15 protein-coding genes are annotated in these 16,943 nt (G+C 71.4%); 5 read left to right on the plus strand and 10 right to left on the minus strand.

The genetic code is table 11. From position 1 onward, the window contains the following. Positions 1-42 precede the first annotated feature (42 nt). From Asi02nite_RS33505 to Asi02nite_RS33535, 7 genes are all read right to left on the minus strand, one after another. Complete coding sequence (locus Asi02nite_RS33505; RefSeq protein ID WP_203718031.1) at positions 43-1,896, minus strand: GH39 family glycosyl hydrolase; 1,854 nt, start codon at positions 1,894-1,896, stop codon at positions 43-45. Continuing rightward, a complete protein-coding gene (locus Asi02nite_RS33510) occupies positions 1,893-3,443 on the minus strand; it encodes a DUF3131 domain-containing protein (RefSeq protein WP_203718032.1) in 1,551 nt (516 codons plus the stop codon). Before Asi02nite_RS33510 ends, Asi02nite_RS33505 begins: the two co-directional genes overlap by 4 nt. 8 nt (positions 3,444-3,451) lie before the next feature. Further along, a complete protein-coding gene (locus tag Asi02nite_RS33515; RefSeq protein WP_239127387.1) occupies positions 3,452-4,300 on the minus strand; it encodes a carbohydrate ABC transporter permease in 849 nt (282 codons plus the stop codon). Then, a complete protein-coding gene (locus Asi02nite_RS33520) occupies positions 4,297-5,259 on the minus strand; it encodes a carbohydrate ABC transporter permease (RefSeq protein WP_203718033.1) in 963 nt (320 codons plus the stop codon). The genes Asi02nite_RS33515 and Asi02nite_RS33520 overlap by 4 nt, the downstream gene beginning before the upstream one ends. A gap of 1 nt (position 5,260) precedes the next feature. Then, positions 5,261-6,526 carry a sugar ABC transporter substrate-binding protein gene (locus tag Asi02nite_RS33525; protein ID WP_203718034.1) on the minus strand — a complete coding sequence of 422 codons (1,266 nt, stop codon included), beginning with the start codon at positions 6,524-6,526 and terminating at the stop codon, positions 5,261-5,263. Beyond that, complete coding sequence (locus tag Asi02nite_RS33530) at positions 6,523-7,569, minus strand: LacI family DNA-binding transcriptional regulator (protein ID WP_203718035.1); 1,047 nt, start codon at positions 7,567-7,569, stop codon at positions 6,523-6,525. The genes Asi02nite_RS33525 and Asi02nite_RS33530 overlap by 4 nt, the downstream gene beginning before the upstream one ends. 104 nt (positions 7,570-7,673) lie before the next feature. Then, positions 7,674-8,513 carry a helix-turn-helix domain-containing protein gene (locus Asi02nite_RS33535; RefSeq protein WP_203718036.1) on the minus strand — a complete coding sequence of 280 codons (840 nt, stop codon included), beginning with the start codon at positions 8,511-8,513 and terminating at the stop codon, positions 7,674-7,676. Between the two features lie 134 nt (positions 8,514-8,647). On the opposite strand from Asi02nite_RS33535, the gene Asi02nite_RS33540 reads away from it, so the two are divergent. After that, positions 8,648-9,226: an NADPH-dependent FMN reductase gene (locus Asi02nite_RS33540; RefSeq protein WP_239127388.1), complete on the plus strand. Its 579-nt coding sequence runs from the start codon at positions 8,648-8,650 to the stop codon at positions 9,224-9,226. 9 nt (positions 9,227-9,235) lie between these two features. On the opposite strand, the gene Asi02nite_RS33545 is transcribed toward Asi02nite_RS33540, so the two are convergent. After that, positions 9,236-10,147 carry an endonuclease/exonuclease/phosphatase family protein gene (locus tag Asi02nite_RS33545; RefSeq protein ID WP_203718045.1) on the minus strand — a complete coding sequence of 304 codons (912 nt, stop codon included), beginning with the start codon at positions 10,145-10,147 and terminating at the stop codon, positions 9,236-9,238. A 122-nt stretch (positions 10,148-10,269) separates the two neighbouring features. Here Asi02nite_RS33545 and Asi02nite_RS33550 point away from each other — a divergent pair, with 122 nt between their 5' ends. Genes Asi02nite_RS33550 through Asi02nite_RS33565 form a run of 4 tightly spaced genes read left to right on the plus strand, consistent with a single transcriptional unit; the run spans position 10,270 to position 15,105 of the window. Beyond that, complete coding sequence (locus tag Asi02nite_RS33550) at positions 10,270-11,103, plus strand: ABC transporter ATP-binding protein (RefSeq protein ID WP_239127390.1); 834 nt, start codon at positions 10,270-10,272, stop codon at positions 11,101-11,103. Beyond that, positions 11,100-12,086 (plus strand): ABC transporter substrate-binding protein, encoded by a 987-nt coding sequence (locus Asi02nite_RS33555; RefSeq protein ID WP_203718038.1) that lies wholly within the window; start codon positions 11,100-11,102, stop codon positions 12,084-12,086. Before Asi02nite_RS33550 ends, Asi02nite_RS33555 begins: the two co-directional genes overlap by 4 nt. Then, positions 12,086-14,212 carry an iron ABC transporter permease gene (locus Asi02nite_RS33560; protein WP_203718039.1) on the plus strand — a complete coding sequence of 709 codons (2,127 nt, stop codon included), beginning with the start codon at positions 12,086-12,088 and terminating at the stop codon, positions 14,210-14,212. The genes Asi02nite_RS33555 and Asi02nite_RS33560 overlap by 1 nt, the downstream gene beginning before the upstream one ends. After that, positions 14,212-15,105, plus strand: coding sequence for a siderophore-interacting protein (locus Asi02nite_RS33565; protein ID WP_203718040.1), 894 nt, complete (start codon positions 14,212-14,214; stop codon positions 15,103-15,105). The genes Asi02nite_RS33560 and Asi02nite_RS33565 overlap by 1 nt, the downstream gene beginning before the upstream one ends. Positions 15,106-15,120: 15 nt before the next feature. On the opposite strand, the gene Asi02nite_RS33570 is transcribed toward Asi02nite_RS33565, so the two are convergent. Both Asi02nite_RS33570 and Asi02nite_RS33575 read right to left on the minus strand, forming a co-directional pair. Then, on the minus strand, positions 15,121-16,287 hold the full coding sequence (locus Asi02nite_RS33570) for an MBL fold metallo-hydrolase (protein ID WP_203718041.1): 1,167 nt from the start codon (positions 16,285-16,287) through the stop codon (positions 15,121-15,123). Further along, on the minus strand, positions 16,244-16,651 hold the full coding sequence (locus Asi02nite_RS33575; protein ID WP_203718042.1) for a hypothetical protein: 408 nt from the start codon (positions 16,649-16,651) through the stop codon (positions 16,244-16,246). The genes Asi02nite_RS33570 and Asi02nite_RS33575 overlap by 44 nt, the downstream gene beginning before the upstream one ends. Positions 16,652-16,943: the final 292 nt, after the last annotated feature.

Here is a 16,943-nt window from a genome sequence, read left to right on the forward strand (position 1 = left end):
CGGACCGTTCCTCTGCGGAAACCGTTAAGAACGGACCGTTCCTTAGCCGACCGGCGTCAGCTCGATGTAGGCGATGGCCGGGTTGGGCAGGTCGACCGTCACATCGACCACGCCGTCAGCGGGCTCGACCGTGGTCACCGGCTCGGCCTCGGGCAGGTGGTCCGCCGCGGCCAGGTCCGCCCACTGGGCGTCCGTCGGCCACGCGCCGCCGCCCATCGCCTGCCACCGGCCGGCCACGTTGCCGTGGTCGGCGTCGACCCGCCACCGGCGGACCTCGTAGCGGCGGCCGGGCAGGCCCGCGACGCGGACCGTCACCGACCGGTCGAGCACCTTGTCGCCGTCCCGCTTGGCGTGGTCGAGCGTGCCGTTCCAGACCAGCGCGCCGACCGTGCCGTCGGCGCCCCGGGCCGTCCACGACTCGACCAGGCTGTCGGCGCCGTCGCCGGAGAGCCGGGCCGGCAGCGCCGTGTCGCCGAGGCGCTGGGCCAGCCAGAGCGCCCAGAACTTCGGCTTGGCCAGGTTGCCGACCGTGAGCAGGCCGAAGCCGCCGTGCAGGAAGCGCGGCGGGCGGCCCAGCTCCTCGAAGTGGTCGGAGGCCACCCACGGCGCCAGCGACTCGATCCGGCCGGCCGCCGAACGCATCCCGCGGAGCAGGAACGTGGCGGCGAAGACGGTGTCGTTGATCTCGTTGCCGTGGGTCGCGGTGACGCCCCATTCGGTCCACCACTGCGGCAGATCCGCCCGGCCGCGCGCGGCGGTGATGCCCCGCAGATCCAGCGGCGGGCTGCCGTAGATGTGGGTCGAGACGAAGTCGACCGGGGCGTCGACGTCGAGCTGCCGGTCGACCCAGCCGACCGCGGCCGTGGCCGGCCCGCCGACCCGCAGGCCCGGGTCGACGTCCTTGACCGCCCGCGCGCTGATCTCGTAGAGCCGCCAGTATTCACCCGGCGTGCCCGACCAGAACACCGACAGGTTGGCCTCGTTCCACACCTCGAACGCCCAGTTGTCCCGCACCTCGTCGAGGCCGTAGCGGTCGACGAGGTGGGCGACGAGCGCGCGGACCAGGTCGCCCCAGCGGTCCCAGTCCTTCGGCGGCGAGATGATGCCGCGGTACGTGAACACGGTGCGGGACGGGTCGCTCGCCAGGTCGCGGGGCATGAAGCCCAGCTCGACGATCGGCCGCATGCCCAGCGCCAGCACGGTGTCGTAGACCCGGTCGATGCCCGTCCAGTCGTGGACCGGCCGGCCATCGACCTCGCGGTAGACGCCGAGGTCGTCGCAGAGGATCCCGTGCGCCCGCACGGTCTCCACCCCGAGCTGCTCGTGGGTGCGGGCCAGGGCGTCGCGCAGCTCCGGCCCGATCTCGCGGCCGCCGGTGTGGTCGGTCTCCAGCAGGTGGGACAGGTGCTCGGAGCCCACCATGAAGCGCCACGGCCGGTGCAGCGGGCCGGCGTCACCGGCGGCGTCGACCTCGAGCAGCAGCGGTGCCACCGCCTCGGGGCCGCCGAGCGCCGCGCCCCGCACGGGCGTGCACAGTGGACCCATCGCGGTCACGGTGGCCAGGGGCGCGACGGCGTACCAGTATTCGCGTTCCGGTTCGACGGTGGTGTCCGCGTAGGGTCCGTGCGGCACGGCGAGGACGTCGCCCCCGCCGTGGTCCACGACGGTGAACGGGCCCGTGGCGCTGGTGGCGCGGTGCACGGCGTACCCGATGGCCCCCTCGACCGGTTCCCAGCGGAGAGTGACCTGGCCGCGGCCGGGGACCGCGACGAGCCCCGCCGGCGCGGGCAGGTCGGCCGCGTCGGGCTCGCCGGGTGCGCGATCCTGCGCCCCGCCGCTGCCCATCATCGCGACCCACTGTGCCCGCGCCTGCGCGGCGATGTCGCCGACCGTCATGCGCCCGCTCCACCAAGCTGGGGGAGGTGCTGGTCGGCCGGGATGTTGAACGTCTCCTGCCCGATCAGCGGGCGGATCCGCTGCTCGAAGCGCTTGTCCACGAATGACTTCCTTATCAGGTCGTTGGCGAGCTCGTTGCCGAGCGCACCCATGATCATTGCCTGGTCGAGCGAGAGGTACCGCTTGGCCACGGTGCCGCTGCCGACCGCCACGGCGTCGTAGAACCCGCCGGGGCCGTACGCGTCGAAGTTGGCCTTGAGGCCCCGCAGGTTGTCGACGACCGGGCCCTTGGCGTACGGCAGCGCGAGGAACGCCGCGTGCGGTGTCACCACGCCGTCGCCGTAGTCCGGCTCGGCGCCGGCCGGGCGGCAGTCACCGAAGCCCGCGTCGTACCGCGACTGCTCCACGTCGGAGGGATAGCCGTTGGTGTCCATGCCCATCGCGTCGACGCCCCACACCGCGTAGCCGCCGCTCGGGTTGCTGGCGGGGGAGAAGCCCCAGTAGCCGTAGCCGGCGTCGTGCAGGCCGTGCTCGATCTGCCCGGCCACGGTCGCCTTGTGGTTGCGGCCCCAGCTGTTGGGCGCCCACCGCTCCTCAGGCACGAACAGGTCCGGCATCAGCGCCTCGAACATGTCGCCGCCCCAGCTCGGCACGAACCGGATCCCGCGGTACTCGTACGCGCCCTCGTAGACCGGCACGCCCTCGTAGGTCGTGTCGAAGCCGACGGGCTGCATCTCGTGCCAGTTCCAGTCGCAGGTGGCCGGCAGCGTGCGCATGGTGTTGTAGTAGGCCTCGGCCGGGATCTGCCCGGCGCCGATGCCGAGGTAGGTCGCGATCCGCGGCTCGGTCACGGTGATGTCGTAGTGGTTGCAGGTGAACCAGGTGCCGTCGCGCTGCACGGAGCACTGCGGCGGCGGTGGCGGCTCGGCGTCCCAGAAACCACCGGCGATCAGGCCGCTGGCGCCGAAGGGCGTGGTCGCGGCGGGGTTGTAGTAGAAGCCGAAGTTCATCTTGGACAGGATCCGGTCGGCCTTGCCGCGCAGCTCCGGCACGGCACCCTTGACGACCCGCAGCGCCGCGGCGAGCCAGCCGTTGTCCACACTCGACAGGAACGGGTAGATCGTGCTGCCGTCCTCGGGCCAGACCCGGACGACGGAGGCGTCCCGCGGGTCGTACCAGTTGAAGTACATGCCGGACTGCTCGTGGTGGTCCATCCGGGCCAGGGTGTCCAGCGTCTGGGAGATCCGGTCCCGGGCCTCCTTGCGGGAGATGAAGCCCAGCTCCCGGGCGACCACCGCCGACCACATGTAGCCGCCGATGTTGGTCGGGGAGGTGTAGGTCGAGTCGGTTTTCAGGTCACCGCTGACGTTGTCGGCGACCAGGCCGGTCCGGGGGTCGGTCATGGCGACCATCGACCGCCAGGTGTCCTTGGCGTAGGCGGTCAGCGTGCGGTCGGCGCCCTTGGTGTCCGGCGCGGCCGCGGCGGCTGATCCGCCGCCCGCCAGCACCAGCCCGAGCGCGACGACGGGAGCGAGGATGCGTCGCATGAGTCTCCTTACTTGAGTCCGGTTGTCGCGATGCCACGCATGAAGTGCCGCTGGAGGAGCAGGAACACGATCAGCACCGGCAGCACCACCACGACGGCGCCGGCCAGCAGCAGGCCGAAGTCGGTGCGGTTCTGCCCGATGCTGTAGAGCGCCAGCGCGACCGGCAGCGTGTACTTGTCCTCCGTGGTGGCGACGACGAGGGGCCAGAGGAAGTTGTTCCAGGACGCGAGGAACGTGAGGATCCCGAGTGTGGCCAGCGCCGGCCGGCACAGCGGCAGGACGACGCGCCAGAAGATCCGGAACTCGCCGGCACCGTCGACCCGGGCGGCCTCGATCAGGTCGTCGGGGATCGACTGGAGGAACTGGCGCATCAGGAACACGCCGAACGGGCCGACGAGGAACGGCAGGATCAGCCCCGCGTACGTGTTGGTCAGGCCCATGTTGCTGACCAGCACGAACTGCGGGACGAAGGTGACCATGCCGGGCACCATGAGCATGCCGAGCACGGCCAGGAACAGCACCCGCTTGCCGGGGTAGCGCAGCTTCGCGAGCGCGTAGCCCACCAGCGAGCAGAACAGCAGGTTGCCGACCGTCACCGCGAGGGCCACCAGGGCCGAGTTGAAGAAGAACAGCGGGAAGTCCAGGCGGGAGAACAGGTCGCGGAAGTTCTCCAGCGTGAACGTCTCGGGCCACCAGGTCGGCGGCACGCTGCGGATCTCGCCCTCGGGCTTGAACGACGAGAGCGCCATCCAGACGAACGGCCCCACGACCGCCAGCAGGCTGATGCTCAGGATCGTGTAGAGCACCGCCTTCGCGACGCGGTCGCGGCCGCGTACGCCTCGATCCATTGTGGTCATTTGCGTTCTCCGAGGAAGCGGAACTGGATGACCGACAGCGCCACGATCGCGACGAAGAGCACGTAGCTGGCCGCGGCCGCGTAGCCGTAGTTGCCGAACCCGAACTGGTTGTAGATGTGGTAGCTCACCGACAGCGTCGAGGAGAGCGGGCCGCCCTGGGTCATCACGAACGGCTCCTCGAAGAACTGCAGGTAGCCGATGCCGGTGACCACGCCACCGAAGAGCAGCGTCGGGCGCAGCATGGGCAGCGTCACGTGCCGGAACTGCTGCCAGCGGCTGGCGCCGTCGAGCGTGGCCGCCTCGTAGAGGTCACCCGGGATGGCCTGCAGGCCGGCCAGGAAGATCACCATGAGGAAGCCGAAGTTGCGCCAGGTCGCCATGACGATCAGCGAGGGCAGGGCGAGCTTCGTGTCGAACAGCCAGCTCGGCCCGTCGATCCCGACCACGCCCAGCAGGCCGTTGACCAGGCCCACCTCGGGGTCGAGCAGGAACCGCCAGACGACCGCGACGGCCACGATGCTCGTCACCACGGGCAGGTAGAAGCCGACCCGGAACAGCGCCCGGAAGCGCAGGAGGCCCGAGTTGAGCGCCGTCGCGGCGGCCAGCGCGACCACGATGGTCAGCGGCACGCCGACGACCACGAACACCAGCGTGTTGACCGACGAGCGCAGGAACAGGTCGTCGGAGAAGAGCCGGGTGTAGTTGTCCAGGCCCACGAAGTTGACCGCGAACGGGTTGCGCAGGTCGGTCGAGCGCAGGTCGGTGAAGCTCATCACCAGCGAGACCACGACCGGGACGGCCATGAACACCAGGAAGAGCACGGTGAAGGGCGCGGAGAAGGCCCAGCCGGTCAGCGCCCGGCGCAGACGCTGCCGCCGCTGGACCGACCCGGCGGGCCGGTCGGAGGTCTTCCCTTCGACCGACCGCGCCGGAGCCGTCGCCACGGGGGCGCCGGCCATCTCAGCTCCCGGTTCCGATGCCGGACGCCTTCTCCTGGATGGCCTTCGCCACCGCGGCCGGGTCCACGTCGGACTTGCACAGCTTCTCGACCTCGAGGTCGAACGACGCCGCCATCTGCTCCCAGGTCGGGATCGCGGGCGGAGCCTTGGCGTCCTCGAGCTGCTTGCCGAACACCGCGAGGTACGGGTCTCCGGAGAGGGTGCTGTCGTCCCAGGCGGACTGCACGGACGGCAGGTCCTTGACCTCCTGGTACCACTTCACCTGCACGTCGGGCTTGCTCAGCCACTGCACGAACTTCCAGCCGGCGTCGCGGTTCTTCGCGTCCTTGAAGACGGCCAGGTTGCTGCCGCCGATGAACGAGGTCGCCGACTTCTTCATCGGCATCTGGGCGATCGCCCACTTGTCGGCGAACGCGGCGCCGCCCTTCTCCTGGAGCAGGCCGATGTGCCACGGCCCGGAGATGAACGCGCCGATCTTGCCGCTGACGAAGTCGGGCTCGAGCGCGCCCTCGGGCAGGTCGGTGCCGGACAGGCCCTGCTTGAAGAACGACTGGTAGTAGCCCAGGGCCTCGGTCATCTCCGGCGAGTCGAAGCTGACCTTGTCGGCGGACACGCCCTCGGCGCCGTTGGACCAGGCGAACGGCATCACGGACTGCCAGCTACCGGTCTTGCCGGGCTGCAGGTGGAAGCCCTCGCGTACGCCGTTGGCCTTCATCTTGGTGGCCATCGCCGTCAGGTCGTCCCAGGTCTTGGGGCCCTCGGGGAAGCCAACCGCGGTGGCCAGGTCCTTGCGGTAGAAGATGCCGCGGGTCTCGACGTACCAGGGCACGCCGTAGGAGGAGCCGTCGACGACCGTCGTGTCCCAGGCGCCGGGGAAGAACTCCTCCTTCTTGATCAGGTCCGGCGGCGTCGGGTCGAGCGCGCCGGTCTTGGCGAACTCGCCCTGCCAGGTGGTGCCGATCATCGACACGTCGGGGGTCTGCTTGGCCGCGATCGCGCTGGCGATCTTCTGGTGCGCCGCGTCCCAGGGCACCGGCGTCACGTTGACCTTGGCGTCGGGGTTCTCCGTCATGAACGCCTTGGCGAACTCACCGAGCTTCTCGCCCTCGGTGCCCATCGCCCAGACCGTGATCTCGCCGCTGGCCTTGCCTTCCGCGACGGCCTTCGCGTCGTCCTGGCCGCCGCCCGAGTCGCGACCGCAACCGGTCAGCGCCACGGACAGGGCTAACGCGGCCGCCGCCACGGTCGCGAGCCTGCTCCTTCTCATGCCGTACCTCCGAGGGGATCGGGTGTTTCCACGGGGTGTGACCCGCAGCTGCGTCGCGTGACGAGCCGCGTGGGGAGGACCCGGCGCCGCGGGTTGGCGCGGTCCGGGCCCGTGCTTCGTTCGCCGATGCGCTCGTCGAGCCAGCGCGCCGCGGTGGCGCCCAGCTCGCGCATCGGCTGCGTCACGGTGGTCAGGCCGGCGAACCGGGCGGCGAGGACGTCGTCCCATCCGGTCACGGCCAGGTCATGGGGCACGGAGCGGCCGGCGGCCTCGGCGGCGATGTGCACGCCGAGGGCGACCTCGTCGTTGGCACAGACGACCGCGTCCGGCGGGTCGGCCATGAGCTGCGCGCCGACCCGCTCACCGGCCTCGACGTCGTAGGCGCACGGCCGCAGGTCGGGCCGGGGCAGCCCGTGCGCGCGGAGCACCTTGACCAGGCCCGCGTACCGGCCGGCCATGTCCGGCGCGGCCTGCGGGTCGCCGGCGAAGACGAAGCGGCGGTGGCCGTGGGCGACGAGGTGCTCGGCGAGCTCGGCGGCTGTGCGCTCGTTGCGGGTGCGGATGGTGTCGATGCCGTCGACGGGCGGGCGGGCGAGGAGCACCAGGGGTACGCCGGTGGCGGCGATCGCCCGCACGGTGTCGTCGCCGACGGTGTTGCCCATGACGGCGAGGCCGTCGACCCGGCCGGCGAGGTCGTGCACCGCCGCCTCGGCGTCGCGGCGCCCGTGCGTGGTCAGGATCAGCACGCTGCGGCCCAGCTCGGCGGCGATCTCCTCGTAGCCGAGGACGACCTCCGCGTAGTAAGGGCCGGTCAGGTCGGGGAAGACGATCCCGTTGGCGGCGTGCCGGCCCTCGGCCAGCGCGCGCCCGGACTGGTTGGGGGTGTAGTTGAGCGCCTCCACGGCGGCCCGGACCCGGGCGCGGGTCGCCTCGGTGACGAGATCGGAGTCGCGCAGTGCACGGGAGACGGTTGCTATCGACACGCCGGCGTGCTTCGCCACCTCGTAGATCGTCGCCGCCTTCGACTTTGAAAGCGCTTTCATCGCCGCCACGCGGCCGAAGCTACCCGCCCTTCACGCGCCGGAAACTTGATCTTCGCCATTCGCGCGTAGCGACAAAACGCTTTAAAGCCGCGGCGGTACGCAAATCAGACCGCACGCAAACCGGTGCGTTCCCGGCCGAACCGCAGCCGATCCGCGGCCCCGGCGGTCGCCTCGTCGGCGGGCAGCCACACCACCACCTGCTGGGCGTCCGGCGTGGGCAGGTCCAGCGTCTCGCGGTCCCAGCGCAACCGGCCGGCGCGGGGATGATCGATGGTCAGCGGCACCCGGGCCGGCGGCAGGTGACGGTGCAGCCGGCGGGTGAACTCGGCGCCGGCGACCGGCGCGAACCGCGCCGTGAACCAGTCGAAGCTCTCGACGGAGGGCCCGAGCCACAGGTTGAAGACCTGCTCGTCGGCCACCTGGTCCCACTCGGGCAGGACGGTCCGGGCGCGCGGGTCCGTGAACACCCAGCGGGTGATGCTGGGCTCCGCGGCGTCGAGCAACCCGGTGTCCCGCACGACCGCGGCGAAACCGTCGGTGTACGCGAGCACGTCGCCCTGCCGGTTGGTCACGAAGGCGACGCTGGGCTCGAGGAGCCCGAGGACCCGCCGGACGGCGGGACGCACGGTCGTCCCGGGTCGGGTGGGCCGCGCGTGGCCGGCGCACGGGCTGCCCGTGATCTTGGCGAGGTAGCGCAGGTGGTCGCGTTCGGTCGCGTCGAGGTCGAGCGCGTCGGCGAGCGCCTTGAGGACGGGGTCGGACGGGTTGCGATCGCGGCCCTGCTCGATCCGTGTCAGGTATTCCACGCTGATGCCGGCCCGCCCCGCCAGTTCGGACCGCCGTAGCCCGGGCGCCCGCCGCCGCTGGTAGGCCGGCAGGCCGAGGTCCGCCGGCCGGATGCTGTCGCGCTTGGCCCGGACGAAGTCTCCTAACGGCGTACCCATGCCCCCGAGCTTATGACCAGGTCAGCGGCTTCCCCGACGCGCACGGTGGCCCTGTCGGGGCCACCCTGGAACCGGCCTGTTCCACCGGCCGCGGGCGGCGGATCGTCGACGCCGTGAGTGACAGGAACAAACTTGTGATCATCATTGGCAGCGTCCGCGAGGGCCGGTTCGGCCCGGCCGCCGCCAGCTGGGTGGCCGCGCAGGCCCGGACGCACGGCGGTTTCGAGGTGGAGGTCGTCGACCTGGCCGAGGCGGACATCCCGCTCTCGCTGCCGGCCGCGCCGCCCAAGTTCGCGGGGCCCGACTATCCCCGGCCCGCGGGCCTGGCCGAGACAACCCGCAAGCTCGCGGAGGCGGACGCCTTCATCATCGTCACGCCCGAGTACAACCACAGCTATCCGGCCTCGGTGAAGGCGGTCATCGACTGGCACTACACCCAGTGGACCGCCAAGCCCGTGGCGTTCGTGAGCTACGGCGGCCCGGCCGGCGGACGGCACGCGGTGCTGCATCTCGAGAACGTGCTGACCGAACTGCACGCGGTGACCATCCGGGACGGGCTGGCCTTCCCGAACTTCTTCACCGGGTGGCAGGACGGCGAACCGCTCGACGCCGCCGCGGCGGGCTACGCCAAGACCCTGCTCGAGCAACTCTCGTGGTGGGCGACGGCCCTGCGGGCGGCGCGGGCCGCCAACCCGTACCCCGGCGGGTCCTGACCCGCGGTCTCAGCCGAACCGGAAGCCGGCCACCACCGCGCGGTGGTCGGTCTCCGGCGTGCGCACCACGGTCGACGCCGTCGCGACCAGGCCGCGGTAGAAGATCTGGTCGGGCCGGATCACGGGCAGCGTCGCCGGCCAGGTCGCACCGGGACCGCGGCCGGCGTCGGCCTGCGCGTCCCGTACGAGGTCGCGCAGCGGAGCGATCACCCGGTCGGTGACGGCCGTGTTCAGGTCGCCGAGCACCACCAGCCGCTCCGCCCGGTCGGCGGCGACGGCGTCGGCCAGCGCCCGCAGGGAGCGGTCCCGGGTCGCGGTGACACCCGGGCGGGCCGAGCCCAGGTGCACGGCGTACACGGCGACCTCGCCCTCGGGGGTGTCGACGACCGCGCGCAGGGCCCGCTCCCAACCCAGCGCGGTGTCGACCGGCGCGTAGTCGACGATCGGGTAGCGGCTCCACAGCTCCACCGTGGACACCCGCACGTGGTGCGCGTAGTGCGCCGCCATCGTCCCGGCCGTCGGCTCGCGCAGGCCTTCGGCCACCTCGACCAGGGCCACGACGTCGGCGTCGGTGGCGGCCACCGCGTCCGCGGTCGCGGCCGGGTCGGGGTTGGCGGCGTTGACGTTCTGGCTGGCCACCCGCAGTTGCGTGGCGCCGGGGTCGCCCTTGGGCAGCCAGGCCCGGCCGAACAGCATGCCCCAGACCAGCAGCGGCACCAGCGCCGCGACGACGGCCGTCGGGGTGCGGGCGACGACGGCGCCGAGGATCAGCACGGGCACGGCCAGCAGCAGCAACGGCGCGGCGGTGTCGAGCACGCTGCCGAAGCCGGCCACGTTGGGCACCGAGCGGTGGAAGGCGAGCAGGACGGTCACGGGCAGGGCGAGGAGCACTACCGCCGCGGTGACGAGTCGCCTGTGCATCACCGGGTGACGCTACACAACGTGGTCACGCGTTTCGCCGCGTTCGCGGTCGTGTCGTCACGGGGAGTGTCCACGCCGGAGCTTAGGTTGACCTTTTCCAAAGTTAGGCTAACCTAATCCGCGTGTCGCAGGGGGAACTTCGCACCGGCCTGCGCGGCGTCACGCTGGACCTCGCCTACCACGGCACTCCGGTCGTCCACGCCGCGTCCATCACGCTGCGTCCTGGTCAGGTCACCGCTCTCGTCGGGCCCAACGGCAGCGGCAAGTCGACGCTGCTGCGGGCGCTCGCCCGGCTGCACAAGCCGGTCGCGGGCGACGTGCTGCTCGCTGACGCGTCGGCGCTGGCCCTGTCCGCGCGCGACTTCGCCCGGCGGGTCACGCTGCTCGCCCAGAGCCGGCCGACGCCGGCCGGGGTCAGCGTGCACGACGTGGTCGGTTACGGGCGGCACCCGTACCGCGGGCGCTGGCGGGCCGACGACCCCGACGGGCCGCGGGCGATCGCCTGGGCCATGGAGGTCACCGGGGTCACCGGCATGGCCGACCGCGCCGTCGACGAGCTGTCCGGCGGCGAGCGGCAGCGCGTCTGGCTGGCCACCTGCCTCGCCCAGGACACCGGCGTGCTGCTGCTCGACGAGCCGACCACGTTCCTCGACCTGCGCTACCAGGTGGAGATCCTCGACCTGACCCGCGACCTGGCCGACGAGCACGGGGTCGCGGTCGGTGTGGTGCTGCACGACCTCGACCAGGCGGCCGCCGTCGCCGACCAGGTCGTGCTCCTCTCCGCCGGGCGCGTCGTCGGCGCCGGCGACCCGCGGGACGTGTTCACCGAGGCCGCCCTCACCGACACCTACGGCATCCCCGTCTCGGTCCTCGTGGACCCCGAGACGGGCCACCTCTCCACCCGACCCGTCGGCCGGCACCACAGCCGGGCGCGTACCGAAAGAGAAGTTGTATGAAGCGATTCCCCTTGCTCGCCCTCGCCGCGGTCGCGGCCCTGACGCTCGGCGCCTGCGGCACCACCGAGGACGCCGGCGCGCCGTCGCCGGCGGGCTCGTCGGCGGCCGCGACCGGGCCGGTCACCGTCAAGGACGGCCGGGGCAAGGAGATCACCCTCCCGAAGCCGGCCACCCGGGTCGTCAGCCTGGAGTGGGGCGAGACCGAGATCCTGGTCAGCCTCGGCGTGATGCCGGTCGGGAGCGCCGACAACAAGGGGTACGCGACCTGGAACACCTCGGCGCCCCTGGACGCGTCGGTGAAGGACGTCGGCACCCGCGGCGAGCCGAGCGTCGACTCGGTCGTCGCCCTGCAGCCGGACCTGGTGGTCATGGAGGCCGAGCGGGGAGCGCCGATCGTGGCGCAGCTCGAGAAGTACGTGCCCGTGCTGGTCACCGTCGGCAGCGACGCGACGCGCAACCTCGACCGGCTGCGCGAGGACGTGACGATGGTCGCGACGGCGGTCGGCAGGCAGTCCGAGGGCACGGCTCTGCTGGCGTCGCTGGACTCCCGGATCGCGTCCGCCAAGACGGAGCTCGCCTCCGCCGGCGCCGCGGGCAAGCAGTTCGCCATGGCCGACGGGTGGAAGGAAGGCAGCACCGTCTCGATCCGGATGTTCGGCAAGGGCGCGCTCGTCTCCGACCTCGGCACCGCGATCGGCCTGCAGAACGCGTGGACGGCGGCCGGCGACCCGCAGTGGGGCCTCGGCCAGACCGACGTCGAGGGCGTCAAGGCGCTCGACGGCAAGGACGTGCGGTTCTTCTACAACGCTTCCGACGGCACCGACGTGTTCGCCGAGGGCCTCGCGGGCAACGCCATCTGGGACGCGCTCGGGTTCGTCAAGGACGGCAAGGTGAGCAAGCTGCCGAACGGCATCTGGACGTTCGGCGGCCCGAAGTCGTGCATCCAGTGGATCGACGCGGTCACCGCGGCGTACAAGGCCTGATGAGCCTCTCCACAAAGGAGCCAACGGCGCCGGCGGCGTCCCCCGTCGCCGATCTACCGGCGCCGAGGCGGGTACGGGTGGCGGCGGCGTTCGTCGTCGCCCTCGTGCTCGCCTGCCTGCTGGCCGCGGCGCACCTGACCCAGGGCACCTCGTCGGTCGGCGCGAACGATCTCCTGCGACTGGCGTTTGGCTTCGGTGACGCGGGCGTCGCCGACGTCCTGGTCGCCTCGCGGTTGCCGCGGCTGCTCGCCGCCGTCGTGATCGGGGTGGCGCTCGGCCTGGCCGGGGCCGCGCTGCAGTCGTTGGCCCGCAACGCGCTCGCGTCGCCGGACACCCTGGCGGTCAACGCCGGGGCCTACCTCGCGGTCGTGGCCGTATCGGCCTTCGGGGTCACCCTGGGCGTCCTCCCCGCCGGCGGGGTCGCCTTCGCCGGCGGCCTGCTGGCCGCTGGCCTCGTGATGGCGTTGTCGGCCGGCGGGCGGGCCGGGCCGACGCGGCTGATCCTGGCCGGGACCGCGGTGGCGCTGGCACTGGGATCGCTGACGGTGGTGCTGCTCCTGCTGTTCGAGCAGAACACCATCGGGTTGTACGCGTGGGGCAACGGCTCGCTGGTGCAGAGCGACCTCGACGCCGTGACCCGCCTGGCTCCGGTGGTCGTGCTCGGCGTGGTGCTGTTGCTGCTGGCCGCCCGGCGGTTGGACGTCCTGGCGCTGGGCGACGATCCGGCCACTGTGCTCGGTGTGCACGTGCGGCGGACCCGGATCGTCGTGGTGGTCCTGACCGTGCTGCTCTCGGCGGCGGCCGTGACGCTGTGCGGGCCGGTCGGGTTCGTCGGGCTGTGCGCGCCGGTGATCGTGCGGCTGCTGGCCCGGGTGGTGCCCGGCGTGCAGCGGCACAAGGTGCTGCTGCCGCTCTCGGGCATCGTCGGCGTGCTCGTCGTCGTCGGCTCGGACGTGCTGCTGCGGGGCCTGATCGGCGCGCAGGCCGGCGTCGAGGTGCCGACCGGCGTGGTGACGTCGCTGTTCGGCGCGGCGGTGCTGGTCTGGCTGGCGCGCCGGCACCGGGACGCGGGGAACACGTCGCACTCGACGTCGGGGCGGCTGCGCTCGCGGCGCGCCTTCGTCGTGGTGCTGTCCGTCTCCGCCGTGCTGGCCGTGGCCGCGCTGGTCCTCGGCATGCTGTTCGGCGACACCTGGGTGCTGCTCGGCGACGTCACCAACTGGCTGTCGGGCAAGACCGGTCCGGCCTACACGTTCGTGCTCGACCAGCGGTATCCGCGGGTGTTCGCGGCCCTGCTCGCCGGGGCCGCGCTGGCGGTGGCGGGCACGGTCGTGCAGGCGGTGTGCCGCAACCCGCTGGCCGAACCGGGCCTGCTCGGCATCTCCGCCGGTGCCGGCGTCGGCGCGGTGGCGCTGATCTCGTTCGTGCCGCTGGCCTCCGTGTGGTCGATGTCCGGTGTGGCCGGTGCGGGCGCGCTGATCGCGTTCGCCGTCGTCTATGGACTGTCGTGGCGCGGCGGGCTCAGCTCCGACCGGCTGGTGCTGGTCGGCATCGGCATGCAGACCGGGCTGTTCGCCGTCATCACGACCGTCATCATCGCCACGGACCCGTGGAACACGGGCAAGGCGCTGACGTGGCTGTCGGGGTCGACGTACGGCCGTACCGCCGGTCAGGTCGTGCCCGTGCTCGTCGCCCTGCTGGTGGCGTTGCCGCTGCTGGCCTACGCGCGGCGGGACCTGGACATGCTCGCGCTGGACGAGGACACGCCGCGGGTGCTCGGCGTGCGGCTGGAGCGCACCCGGCTCGTCGCGCTCGTCTCCGCCGCGCTGCTCACGTCGACCGCGGTGTCGGCGATCGGCGTGGTCGGCTTCGTCGGCCTGGTGGCCCCCCACGCCGCGCGGGCCCTGGTCGGCGCGCGGCACGCCCGCGCCCTCCCGGTCGCCGCCCTCCTCGGGGCAGTGATGGTCAGCGCCGCCGACACCCTGGGCCGGACGGTCATCGCACCGGCCCAGATCCCGGCGGGGCTCGTCACGGCCCTGATCGGCACCCCGTACTTCGTCTGGTTGTTGTGGCGGTCCCGCACCGGGTCCGCGTCCATGTCCGTGTCTGCGTCTGGAGGCGCTTGATGACCACCCCCGCGTGGCGGTTCTTCCCGGTGACGGTCGGTGCGGTGCGTCGCCTGTCGCCGTCGTTCGTCCGGGTGACGTTCGTGGCGGACTGCCTGAAGTCGTTCGCCGACAACGGTTACGACCAGCGGATCAAGCTGTGCCTGCCGGTGCCGGTCTTCGGTTTCGACCACCTGCCGACGGACGAGGACTGGTGGTCGCGCTGGCGCGCCCTGCCGGACACGCACCGCAACCCGATCCGGACCTACACGGCGGCGGCGGTCCGCGCGGACCTGGGCGAGGTCGACGTGGACATGGTCCTGCACGGCGACGGCGGCCCGGCCTCCCGCTGGGCGGTCGTGGCGTCGCCCGGCGACTCGCTCGTCCTGATCGGTCCGAACGGTGAACACGACGGCGACCACGGCGGCCTGGAGTTCCAGCCGCCGGCGGAGTGCCGCCGCCTGCTCATCGCGGGCGACGAGACGGCGGTGCCGGCGGTGGCGGCGATCCTGTCGCGCCTGCCCGGTGACGCGCGGGGCGAGGTGGTGCTGGAGGTGCCGTCGGCCGCGGACGCCCAGCCGTTGGCGGCGCCGTCGGGCATCCGGATCACCTGGGTCTCCCGGGACGGCGGGCATGATTACGGCGCACCGCTGGTGGCGGCGGTCCGGCACGTGGTGGCGGGCCACCGCACACCGGTGCCGGCGGGCATCCGCGGGGAGATCGACGAACTGGAGCCGGACGGCGACATCTGGGAGGTGCCGGAGGAGGGCGCGGTCGGGGACCGCTACGCGTGGCTGGCGGGGGAGTCGGCGGCCATCACCACCCTGCGGCGGCATCTGGTGAAGGAGTTGGGCTGGGACCGGAAGTCGGTGGCTTTCATGGGCTACTGGCGAAACGGCCGCGCCGAGTCCTGACCGGCATCCGATTGCTTATGACCGGCACCACGGTGCGTTGGTGCCGACCGCGACGTTCCCGGCCGCCGTAGAGTGGCATGGGCGTCCGTTCCGATGCGTGGTCTGGTGCTTGGGCCAATGACGGCCGAGCCTCGACCCGTTCTGCGAAATGCAGTAGACGGCCTGGACTCCGATCGACCGCGGCAGCGCGTGCGTGCCATGGTGTGGGGCGAGCATGACGGTGTAGAGCCCCGCCAAAGCGTCGTCCCCCACGATCGCGTTCATTACAGGGGATTCGGCGTCGCCGAACGCGACCAGATGGCGATGGACTATTTCGTCGCACACGACGGACATGTTGTTATTCGCCCGCCGGAAGGACTGCCACGCAGAGCGGAAGTCGGACCTAAGGTCGTCTGGAACGTCGATCCGCCAGTCGTCCTCGTCGGGAGCCGCCGACCAGTCCTCTTCATCCGCGAAACTCGGGTCATCCGTTTCTCTGGCCGGCCACCGGTGCGCCGGAAGGTCGTCAGCGAGGTCGACAGGTAACCGTGTCCACAGACCGTGACGAGCCCGTTCGAGGTTCTTCGAGAGCGTGTCGTCGCCGCGCTCGTGGAGCGTTGTCGCCAGATCCTCGAACTGGGCAATGGCCTTCTGGACCTGTCGCGTCACGCCAGAGCCGAGCACGCGCGGAGGCCAGTGCACGCGCCACGTATGGCCGGCGCCCTGGAAGATATCGCCTCGGGAAACCGCACGGAATGCGAGTGGTCCGTCCGTGACCTGCTGGAGTGCCTCCACCAGATCTAGGCTGCGGAAGCCCGTCCGCGTCATCGACAAAGTCTCAAACATCAACGCGTAGCGCGGAGTAAGCGACGGGATGGTGGGATACACCAGTTCCATTGATTGGAAGCGCTCGCCCATCGCGAGCATCGACTCCGCCATCCGGACAAGGCCCATGTAGTGATCGGCATCGAAATGTGTCACGACAATGGTGCGTACGTCCTCAATCCGGTCCGCGAGGGTGGCCCGCAGGCGACGGCCGGCGACCTCTGCGGTCAGGTCGGTGCTGCCGCAGTCGATGATCATCGCGGGGCCGCGATTCAACGCGGGCCGGACGACGGTGCACACGCCGTCACCAACGTCTACGACGGTCAACATCGAGTCAGCCGCGCTGCCGTCGGCGGACCGCTGGTTGACTTCGTCCATAGTGGGTGAAAACGTTCTGCACCTGCTCGGCCCAGAACACATAAGGCTCCGTAAACCGGTAGCCGAGACTCCGTGCTTCGTTGTAGAAACCGGGCCCCGGTTCCTTGTCACCATCTTTGTGGGTGACGATTGATGTCAACGCGGGACGCCCAGCCGCGTGCTCGTCCTCGAACACCGCGCCGAGCAGGTGATTCATCAGCGCTGAGTAAGGGTCGACGCTGATGACGGACACCTTGGCGGCTACCTCGGAGTACCAGGTCATTCGGCGTTCGTATGCAGCCTCCATGATCGCATCCTGGAGTTGATGCTTGGCAACTTGCCATTGCTGATCGGTCAGGCCGAACTGGGCGGCGGTTCGTCTCATGTGGCCTCATATCGAGCGGCGCCGAAATCGAGCACTAAGCACCCTTTACCATCTGCCGCGACGCTACCGCGCTATCCGCCGACGGCGTATCAACCGCTCGGCCGCGATGGCCCTTTAGCCCAGCAGACCAGCTGGGTTGGCGCAACGCGTGATTGCGGCGGGCGGCCCGGAGGGCTCATTGGTCTGGCCCCCATCCGCGTTGTCACGGCTCGCGTCGGACCCCGTCCGGCTACGGACGCATGCCCGCCAACGCGTGTAGGTCAAGACGACGCGAGGCGTCGGGCGAAGGGTT

Origin of the sequence: Asanoa siamensis (genome assembly GCF_016862555.1) — a bacterium.
Taxonomy (GTDB): Bacteria; Actinomycetota; Actinomycetes; order Mycobacteriales; family Micromonosporaceae; genus Asanoa; species Asanoa siamensis.